Below are 9863 nucleotides of genomic sequence, written 5' to 3' on the forward strand. Positions count from 1 at the left end.
CGGGCCACGGTGGCGACGGGGACGAGCGCTCTGCCGCTCCGGGCCACGGTGGCGACGGAGACGGTCGTCCGAACGATCCGGATCGCGGCGACGACGGTCCCGATCGCGGCGACGACGGTCCCGAACCCGGGCCGCTCCGGACCGACCTCTCCCCCGTGGTCGGGGCGATCGCGGAGGCGGACGCGGTCGGCTTCGTCTCGGTCGGCGACCGCTTCGACGCCGACCTCCGCTACCTGACGCGCGTCGGCGAGCCTGACGGGACGTACGGCGTCGTCGCGATCCCCGAGTCCGGATCGTCGCCGGCGCGGGCGACTCTCCTCGCGCCCGCATCCGCCGGCGAGGCGGCCGAACGCGAGTTCGTCGATGCCGCTCGTGTCGATGCGACGCGGGAGGATGCCCGTGTCGACGCGACGGGAGAGGACGCCGCCTTCCACGACGGAGTCGTCCGGGCGGTTCGGACCGCTCGTGCCGACGATCCGATCGGCGTCCGCGCCGCGGCGGTCCTCGACGAACACGGAAGCGGCGACGCCGTCGACGATCGCCGCGTCCTCGTCCCGCGATCCGTCCCACACGACGCGGCCGTCTACCTCGATCGGGCGGGCTACGATCTCGCGTCGACGCCGATCGTCACCGACTCGCGGGCGGTCAAGACCTCGGACGAGGTGGACCGGATCCGGCGGGCACAGCGCGCCGCCGCGGCCGGAATGGCGCGTGCGGAGACGATGCTCGCCCGGAGCGACCCGTCTCGGCGCGACCCGGCCGGCGGGTCGACGGGATCGGGCGATTCCGGGACCGAGGAGGACGGGCGACCCGTTCTCCGTTTCGAGGACGAGCCGCTCACGATCGATCGGCTCCGGCGGGCGGTGAACGCGACGCTCGCCGCACGGGGCGTACGCGACGCCGGAAACACGAGGATCGCCGCGGGACGGGATGCCGCCGATTCCCCTCGCTGGGGAGGACCCGGCGGTCCCGCCGCCCTCGACCGAAACGCCGGGATCCGGGCGGGCGAGACGGTCGTGATCGATCTCGCGCCACGCGGGCCGGACGGCTACCACGGCGCGCTCACGCGGACGTTCGTCGTCGACGGCGACGGCGGCTGGGAACGCCGGGCGTACGTCGCGGTCGAGGCGGCCCTCGAGGCCGCGCTCGCGGAGGTGGAGCCGGGGGCCCCCGCGACGACCGTCCACGGGGAGGCCGCCGCCGAGCTGGCCGCGTACGGCTTCGATCCGAACGCGTCGCCCGGCGAACCCGGATTCACCCACGACGCCGGCCACGGGGTCGGGCTGTCCCGCTCGGAGCCGCCGTCGCTGCCGGGCGGCACGGACCTCCGGCCGGGTCACGTCCTCGCCGTCGAACCCGGCGTGTACGACCCCGCGGCCGGCGGCGTCCGGCTGGGAGACGTCGTCGTCGTACGCGAGGACGGGTACGAGCTCCTCACGGCGTACCCGTTCGGAACGGTCCCGGTCGACCGCGAGGAGTCAGTCGGGGACCGGTAGCGTGGTCGTCCGCCATCCCGCCATAGCTACGACGGTCGTTTGAGTCTCCGGCGTCCCTATATCGTCCCCGTCCGATCGACGACGTGTATGCCGAGACAGCCCTCCACGGCCGACGAGGCCGGACCGAGCGGACGTATCGTGAGGAAACTACTCCCGGCAGCGGCCACCGTTCTCCTGGCCGTGCTCGCGGTGGTCGGAGCCGCGCTCGTCGGAACCGCGTTCGTCGGAACCGCCGCCGCGGACGGCACCGCCGACCTCGACGCGGACCTCGTCACCGTGACCGAGGGCGGCACCGCCGTCTTCGGCGTCGAGACGGACGGAATCGACGAGTTCTCGATAGTGGTCGGCGACGAGTCCACGAGCGGATACGAACTCCACGCGACGGTAACGCCGGACGACGACGGCGTCACGTCGCTCGTCTTCGACCACGCCGCGACGGACGGCGACGGCGCGTCCCTGACTGCCGAGGGCGACGCCGCGGTCTCCGTCGAGAGCGAAACCGACCTCGACGATCCCATCGCACCCGGCAGCTACGACGTCGAGGTCGCCGTCGACGACGAGGGAACGGCCGACGCGGGGAGCCTGATGGTCGAGCCAGCGTCGAGCGATGACGGGAGCGACTCCGGCGACGACGGGAGCGATTCCGGTGACGACGGATCGACGGACGGTTCGAGCGATTCGACCGTCGTCACCGGGTCCGACGTCGAGGCGGCCGACGTGGTCGTCGAGCCGGCCGAGACGGACGTGACGGTCCCGGTCGACCTCGCGGACGGCGAGAGCGTCACCCTCCGGATCCGCTCCGCCGCGGACGCGAGCCCGGCGTACATCATGACCGAGGAGGCTACCGTCGAGGACGGCGAGGCGACCGCGACGTTCGACCTGAGCCGGACGAGTCACGGCGACCGCGCGACGCTGACGGTCCGTGGGAACGACGAGCTCGACGGCGAGAGCGAGCACGACGTCCTCGTCGTCGACGAGTCGATCGGCGTCCAGGAGGGCGGAAGTGGCGGTGACGACGCCGAGGGCGGAAGCGCCGATGACGGCGACTCCGGCGACGACGGAACCGACACGAGCGTTCCCGGCTTCGGCGTCGTCGTGGGAGCGCTCGCGTTGTGTGCGGCCGCGCTCGCCGCGGGTCGCCGGCCCGAGTAGTCGACCGATCCAGACGGGACTACTTCTCGACGGTATCGCGGTCGGTTCCCGATTCCGCGTCGTCCCCGCGGAGCTGTCGCGGGAGGAGCCCGCGGATGAGCCCCCGGAAGATCCGCGCGGGATCGAGGAAGTACTGCGGCAACACGACCATCGCGACGGCGACGACGAGCAGCCCGCCGCCGAGGGCGGTCTCGCCGGCGAGGAGGCGAACGATCGCGTAGTTCGCGAGCGGCAGCGCGAACGCCAGCGACGCCGCCAGCCCGATCATGTCGAACAGCCCGAAGCTCATCGGTTCCCGTACCACCTCGGTCGGGATAAGGATACAGGACGCGTCCCGCGGTTACCACGGCGAGCGGACGACCACCACCCTTCAAGTCGATCGGACGTTTTCGGTCCGACATGTCCGACCGACCGACGACCGCCGTCGTGCTCGCCGCCGGGGCGGGTCGACGACTGAGCCCGCTGACGAACCGGCGGCCGAAGCCGATGGTGCCGGTCGCCAACAGGCCCCTCCTCGAGTACGTGATCGAGGCCGCGAGCGCGGCCGGCGTCGACGAGGTGGCCCTCGTCGTGGGCTACGAACGCGAGCGCATCCAGACCCACTTCGGCGACGGCGACGACTGGGACGTCTCGATCCGGTACGTGGTCCAGGAGAAGCGGCTCGGCACCGCTCACGCGGTCGCGCAGGCGGAGCCGCACGTCGACGGTCCGTTCCTCGTGTTGAACGGCGACCGGATCGTCGAGCCCTCCGCGGTCGCGGACGTCCGCGACGCGCTGGCGGACGGCGACGCCGCGGCCGCGATGGCGGTGACCCGGAGCGACCGCCCGCGGGCCTACGGAGTGGTGACCGTCCGCGACGGGTTCGTCGAGACGATCGTCGAGAAACCGCGGCGGCGGGCCGACTCGGACGTCATCAACGCGGGCGTGTACGCGTTCACCCCCGCGGTGTTCGACGCGATCCGCGACACCGAGGCGTCCGACGACGGCGAGTACGAGCTCCCCGACACGGTCGAGCGGCTCATCGACGAGGGCGGCGTCCGCGCCGTCAGGTACGGCGGCGGCTGGCACGACGTCTCGTACCTCTGGGACCTGCTCGCGGTCACCGACGACGTGATCGACCGCGACGGCGGGACCGTCGCGGGGACGCTCGCGCCCGGCGCGGGCGTCGACGACCGCTGTGTCGTCGCCCCCACCGCGTCCGTCGGGCGGAACGCGGTCGTCGGCGCGGGGACGACTCTCGGCGCGAACGCGCGGATCGGGCCGAACGCGACCGTCGAGCGCTCCGTCGTCTTCCCCGACGCGACCGTGGAGGCCGGGGCGGTCGTCAGGGACTGTGTCGTCGGCGCGGGCGCGAGGGTCGGCGCGAACGCCACGGTCAGGGGCGGGACCGCGACCGTCGCCGTCGCGGGCGAGCTCCACGAGGGGGTGCGACTCGGCGGGGTCGTCGGCGACGACGCGGCCGTGGGCGGCGCGACGGCGCTCGCGCCCGGGACCGTCCTCGGCAACGACGCGGTCGTCGGCGACGGGGCGTCGGTGAGCGGGAGGATCGAGGACGGCGTGACGGTACGGAGGGGGTAACATGTGTGGGATCATCGGCTACGTCGGCGGCCGGCCCGCGCTCCCGATCCTCTCCGCGGGCCTCTCGAACCTGGAGTACCGCGGGTACGACTCCGCGGGCGTCGCGCTCACCGACGACGCGCTCTCGGTGTACAAGAAGTCCGGCGAGGTGAGCGAGCTCCAGGGGATCCTCCCCGAATCGACCGACCACACGCGGGGGATCGGCCACACGCGGTGGTCGACGCACGGCCCGCCGACCGACGAGAACGCCCACCCGCACACGGACTGTACGGGGCGTGTCGCGGTCGTCCACAACGGGATCATCGAGAACTACGACGCGCTCCGCGAGGAGCTCGCCGACCACGAGTTCACGAGCGACACCGACACCGAGGTCGTCCCGCACCTGATCGAGGCGGAACTCGACGCGGGCGCGGAGCCGCGGGCGGCCGTGGAGGCCGCCGTCGACCGGCTCGAGGGGACCTACGCGGTCGTCGTGACGATCGCCGGCGTCGACGAGCTGTACGCGACCCGCCGCGACAGCCCGCTCGTGGTCGGCCACGGCGACGACGGGACGTTCCTCGCCAGCGACGTGACCGCCTTCCTCGAGCACACCCGCGACGTGACGTACATCGAGGACGGCGACTTCGCCGTGATCGGCGACGACGGTCTGACGCTGTACCGCGACGGCGAGGCGATCGATCCGCCGGTCGAACGGCTCGAGTACGAGGCCGACGCCGCCGAGAAGAGCGGCTACGACCACTACATGCTCAAGGAGATCCACGAGCAGCCGCGCGCGCTCAGACAGACGATCTCCGGGCGGATCGACGCCGACGCCGGCACCGCCGACATCGACGTCGACCTCCCCGCGGAGTACGTCGACTCCATCGAGGAGATCCAGGTGGTCGCCTGCGGTACCTCCAACTACGCGGGTCGGTACGCCGCCGAACTGTTGGAGTCGGTCGTCGACGTCCGGACGACGGTGGAGGTCGCGAGCGAGTACGAGTTCGACGGCGGTCGCGACCCCTGGCGCACGCTCGTCGTCGCGGTGACCCAGAGCGGCGAGACCGCCGACACGCTCTCCGCGATCCGCCGGGCGAAACGCGCCGGCGCGCGGACGCTCGCGGTCACCAACACGCTCGGGAGCACGATCGTCCGCGAGACCGACGACAGCGTGTTCATCCGCGCCGGTCCGGAGATCGGCGTGGCGGCGACGAAGACGTTCGCCTCGCAGGTGGCGACGCTGACGCTGCTCGCGGTCCACGTCGGCCGCGCCCGCGGGTCGCTGTCGTACGGACGGGCCCGGGAGCTGCTCGAGTCGGTCCGCAAGCTCCCGAACGCGGTCCAGGCCGTCCTCGACCGCGAGGACCGGGTTCGGGAGGTCGCCCGCGAGTACGCCGACTCGGACGCGTTCTTCTTCGTCGGGCGGAAGCTCGGCTACCCGGTCGCGCTGGAGGGCGCGTTGAAGCTCAAGGAGATCTCCTACGACCACGCGGAGGGCTTCGCCGCCGGCGAGCTAAAACACGGGCCGCTCGCGCTCGTGACGGAGGAGACGCCGGTTCTCGCGCTTCTGACCGACGGCTCCCGGCCACACGAGACGCTGAACAACGTCAAGGAGGTCCAGGCGCGCGGCGCGCCGGTGATCGGGGCGACGGGGACCGACGGCGACGGTGAGGCGTCGCTCGGCGACGGCTACGTCGACGTCGACCTCCCGGTGCCCGAGACGGGCGCGCTGGAGCCCCTCGTCGCGAACGTCTACTGGCAGCTGTTCGCCTACCACGTCGCGGACGAGAAGGGGCGGCCGATCGACCGCCCGCGAAACCTCGCGAAGAGCGTGACGGTGGAGTAGACGGCCGGGTCGGACCGTTTCGTTCCGCCCCTCGGCTCTACGCGTACCGGCCGAAGACGTCCCGGACGTGCTCCGCCGACTCCTTGAGCCGCTCCGTGTACGCCGGCTCGTCCCACGTCGGCGGGACGTACGCGACCGTGTCGAGGCGGTCGCCATCGATCCCCGGCACCGCGTGTGCGAGGTTCGTCGCGTCCGAAAGCGTCTCCGCCTCCCCCGATCCTCCTTCCGTCGGTACGTACGAGGCGGCCGCGACGTCGATCGCCTCGAACGGCTCGTACGAGTCGATCCCGTCGGTCCAGAAGTCGCCGAGTCGCCGGCGGCGGCTCGGGTCGGCGACGTTGAGCAGGAGCCACGGGAGCCGGACCTCGATCGCGTCGGTCGACGGGGAGACGTGGACGTCCGCGAGCGAGTCGTAGTCGGCCGACTCGGGGTTCCCGTTCCCGTAGCGCAACTCGCCCGTCTCGACCGACCGGAACGGGACGCGCTCCCCGGTCGTCGGCACCGTGTATCCGCGACTGATCGTCATTCGAAGCGGCGCGAACGTCCCGGGCTCCGGGTCGCGATGGGCGTCCAGGTCGAGCCCCGCCTCCGCGCCGTATAGGTACGCGAACGCGTCGTATCGTGGATACACCGTCACGCGGGAGTCGCTCGGCCCGCCGATTCGAACGACGAAGTCGGCGGCCGCGGTCGCGTCGACGCCGTAGGGGAGTTCCACCCCGTCCCGGCCGGTCAGTCCGAGCGTCACGAGGTAGTTGGTCCGGTCCCAGTCGACGCCCTCGTCGCCGGCGTCGTCGGACTCGAGGTCCGCGACCTCGAGCCGGATCGAGAGGTAGGCCGCGTCGCTCGTCGCGCGGATCCCGGTCAACTCACGGGAGCCGTCCGCGTCGTCGAGTCGGGTGGCCGAGTCCGCGGGCGTCGCCGCGACGGCGTCCGGCGCGTCGAGCCACGCGTCCGCGGAGCCGTCGAGGGGGACCGCCCCCGCGGGGTCGAACGCGAGCAGCCCGAAGCGCTGTTCGGGCGTCTGGACGTTCGACCACTCCGGCCGGCGGTTCGGGTCCGAGAGGGCCGCGAGGTTCCACGTCCGCTTGAACCACTCGTCGTGCCAACTGAAGACGACGCCGCCGGCGGCACCGATCTCCCGAACGTCCTCGTACATCGCCGCGACGATCTCGCCCTGCTCGGTCTCGGTGTGGCGGCCCTGGTCGCGCCCGTGGACGTGTCGCTGGGCGATCCCCCGCGACGAGGGGACGCCGAACTCGGCGACGACGAGCGGGTGGTCGGTCGCGGTCACGAGGTCGTTCAGATAGCCGGCGTAGCTGTTGGGTTCGCCGCGGTGGTCGACGTAGTTCGCGTACTCGGGTGTCTCGTTGAGAAGCGGCGGGTAGTACGGGTAGACGTGGTACGCCGCGAACGTGCCCGCCTCGGCGGCGTCGGTCGCGACGACGGCGTCGGGGTCGACGGTGACGGCGTCCTCCAGCCGAAACGGCTCGGCGGGGTGCGAGAGCGGGTCGGTCGTCACCCAGTTGGTGAACGCCGCGGGACGCTGGACGCCGTACTCGCGCTCCTCGTGGGCGACCGCCCGGTCGAGCCGCTCGGCGAGCCAGCGCTCGAAGGGCCTGTCGACCGTCGAGGAGAGGTACTCGCCGTCGTACGCGCCGGGCTCGTTCGCCCGGTTCGTCTCCTCGACGACGGTCGGGGGCCACTCGATGCCGGCGATATATCCCAGCGTGGCGTCGCTCACGTCGGCGTCGTACGTCCCGCTGGCGTGGCCGGGCTCCGGCTCGACCGTCGTCGACCCGTGGATCACGTCGACGACCTGCCGGAACGAGCGGTCGAACTCCGCGGAGAGTTCGAAGGCGTCGCCGGCGTCGAGCAGGTGCTCCTCGCCGATCCAGTTGCCGTGGAGGAGGTAGATCGGGTCCGGGCTCTCCCGGTTGTGGGCGGCGAGCGAGCGGTAGAACGCGGGCGGATGGACGGTGTAGGTCCGGACGACGTTGACGTTCAACTCCGCCATCGACGCGAGCCAGCGGTCGTACTCGGCGCGCGTGATCGCCGCCTCGCCGGGGAACCGTCCGGGCTTGGCCATCCCGAGGTTCACCCCGCGGGGGACGAGGTCGTCGAACGCCCCGCCGTCGACCGAGATCTCGAACCCGTCGTCGCCGACGCGGAAGCGCCGTTCGGGGCCGTCAGGTCGGGACCCTTCACCGCCGTTCTCGTCGCCGGCGGCTCCGTCGCCGCTCCCGTCGTCTCCGTTCCCGCCGTCCGCACCACTGGCCCCGTCGTCGCGGAACCCACATCCGGCGGTCCCGATCGCGCCGGCAGCTCCCACCGTCCCGAGGAAGGCACGTCTGTGCACGCACGAACCTGTCGCCGAGGAACCAAAACGCTACCCCACGGGTCATGAGGGCGTGATCCGAGCGTCGACGACTTCCGGTTTTATTATGGCCCGTTTACAACCTCGGTGATGGACCCACGACCATGGACGCCGACCCCGCCCACGCCGACCCGTTCAAGGCCCTCCTTCGATTGACGGACAGCGACCACACGCACGAGGAGCGGATCCGGGAGGCGATCGACGTCGGGCGCACGTATCTCGGCGTCGACAACGGCGTCCTCTCGTACACCGGCGAGGGACGCTACGAGGTGGTCCAGACGAACATCGACTCCGGACCGTACGTCGAGGGGAGCGTCGTCGAACTCGACGGGACCTGGTGTCGCCACGTCGTGGACGGCGGCGAGACGGTCGGGTTCGCGGACGTCGCGGAGAGCCGATACTCGGACGATCCCGCACGCGAGGCGACCGGACTGAGCTGCTACGTCGGTGCCGCCGTCGAGGTCGACGGGGAGACGTACGGGACGCTCTGTTTCTCCGACGTGAAGCCCCGGTCGGACCCGATCACCGAGGAGGAGCGCGACTTCGTCTCGCTTCTGGCCGACTGGGTCGGGTACGAACTCGAGCGCGGGAAACACTACGACGAGCTTCGCGAGCAGAACGACCGGCTCGACGAGTTCGCGGGGATCGTCGCTCACGACCTCCGGAACCCCCTCGCGGGCGCGATCGGGTTCACCGAGCTCGCACAGGAGGAGGTGACCGGACAGACGGCGGAGTTCCTCGCGCGCGTCCGGAACTCGCTCGGCCGCATGGAGACGATGATCGACGAGTGTCTGATCCTGGCGAAGGAGGGTGCCGACGTGGGCGAGCGCGACGCGGTCGACCTCGAGGCGCTCGTCCGGGACGCCTGGGAGACGGTTCGGACCCGTAACGCGACGCTGTCGGTGGACATCGAGGCCGGAACGACCGTCCTCGCGGATGGGGGCCGACTCCAGCGGCTCTTCGAGAACCTGTTCCGAAACGCGGTCGAACACGTCGGCCCGAACGTCGCCGTGACCGTCTCCGGCGACCGTCACGGGTTCGCCGTCGCCGACGACGGTCCCGGGTTGCCGCCGGGCGTCGAGGCCGCGCTCGCGGACGCCGACGTCGAGAACGTCGGGTCGTTCGGGCTCGGGCTGCTGGTTCTCCTCCGCGTGGTCTCCGGGCACGGCTGGGACCTCTCGGTCGACAGCTCCGCCGAGGGGACGACGTTCCGGGTGACCGACCTCAACGTCGCCGAGCCGGTTCACGAGGAGTTCGACGACTAGCCGCCGTCGTCCGGCGGCTCGATGCCGAGTTCCGTCGTCGGATCGACGCCCCCTCCCGACGACGGAGCGACGGCCGTCGGGTCGAGGTCCGCCGGGTCGATCGTCCAGACGTACCCGTCCGAACCCGCCCCGTCCGTGAAGTCGCGGGTCCAGACGAAGCCGCCGTCGCCGAT

The 9863-nt window shown here is 71.8% G+C and carries 7 protein-coding genes; 5 read left to right on the forward strand and 2 right to left on the reverse strand.

Annotated features, from left to right (window positions below):
- Together OKW78_RS15915 and OKW78_RS15920 are read left to right on the forward strand one after the other, a co-directional pair.
- Positions 1-1496: Xaa-Pro peptidase family protein (locus OKW78_RS15915; RefSeq protein ID WP_281196041.1), on the forward strand; the 1496-nt coding region annotated here is incomplete at its 5' end.
- 138 nt (positions 1497-1634) lie between these two features.
- The gene (locus tag OKW78_RS15920; protein WP_281196042.1) at positions 1635-2648 is read left to right on the forward strand and encodes a BGTF surface domain-containing protein; all 1014 of its coding nucleotides are present in this window, start codon (positions 1635-1637) and stop codon (positions 2646-2648) included.
- A 19-nt stretch (positions 2649-2667) separates the two neighbouring features.
- On the opposite strand, the gene OKW78_RS15925 is transcribed toward OKW78_RS15920, so the two are convergent.
- The gene (locus OKW78_RS15925) at positions 2668-2937 is read right to left on the reverse strand and encodes a hypothetical protein (RefSeq protein ID WP_281196043.1); all 270 of its coding nucleotides are present in this window, start codon (positions 2935-2937) and stop codon (positions 2668-2670) included.
- Between the two features lie 110 nt (positions 2938-3047).
- Here OKW78_RS15925 and OKW78_RS15930 point away from each other — a divergent pair, with 110 nt between their 5' ends.
- Together OKW78_RS15930 and glmS are read left to right on the forward strand one after the other, a co-directional pair.
- Positions 3048-4226, forward strand: a complete 1179-nt coding sequence (locus tag OKW78_RS15930; protein ID WP_281196044.1) for a sugar phosphate nucleotidyltransferase — start codon at positions 3048-3050, stop codon at positions 4224-4226.
- Position 4227: 1 nt separating this feature from the next.
- Positions 4228-6051 carry a glutamine--fructose-6-phosphate transaminase (isomerizing) gene (gene glmS / locus OKW78_RS15935; protein WP_281196045.1) on the forward strand — a complete coding sequence of 608 codons (1824 nt, stop codon included), beginning with the start codon at positions 4228-4230 and terminating at the stop codon, positions 6049-6051.
- A 37-nt stretch (positions 6052-6088) separates the two neighbouring features.
- Here glmS and OKW78_RS15940 read toward each other — a convergent pair whose 3' ends face one another.
- Positions 6089-8407, reverse strand: a complete 2319-nt coding sequence (locus tag OKW78_RS15940) for a hypothetical protein (protein WP_281196046.1) — start codon at positions 8405-8407, stop codon at positions 6089-6091.
- Between the two features lie 122 nt (positions 8408-8529).
- Between OKW78_RS15940 and OKW78_RS15945 the strand changes: the two genes are divergently transcribed.
- Positions 8530-9690 carry a GAF domain-containing sensor histidine kinase gene (locus tag OKW78_RS15945; RefSeq protein WP_281196047.1) on the forward strand — a complete coding sequence of 387 codons (1161 nt, stop codon included), beginning with the start codon at positions 8530-8532 and terminating at the stop codon, positions 9688-9690.
- Positions 9691-9863: the final 173 nt, after the last annotated feature.

The organism is Halorubrum sp. F4 (assembly GCF_027257195.1).
GTDB lineage: Archaea > Halobacteriota > Halobacteria > Halobacteriales > Haloferacaceae > Halorubrum.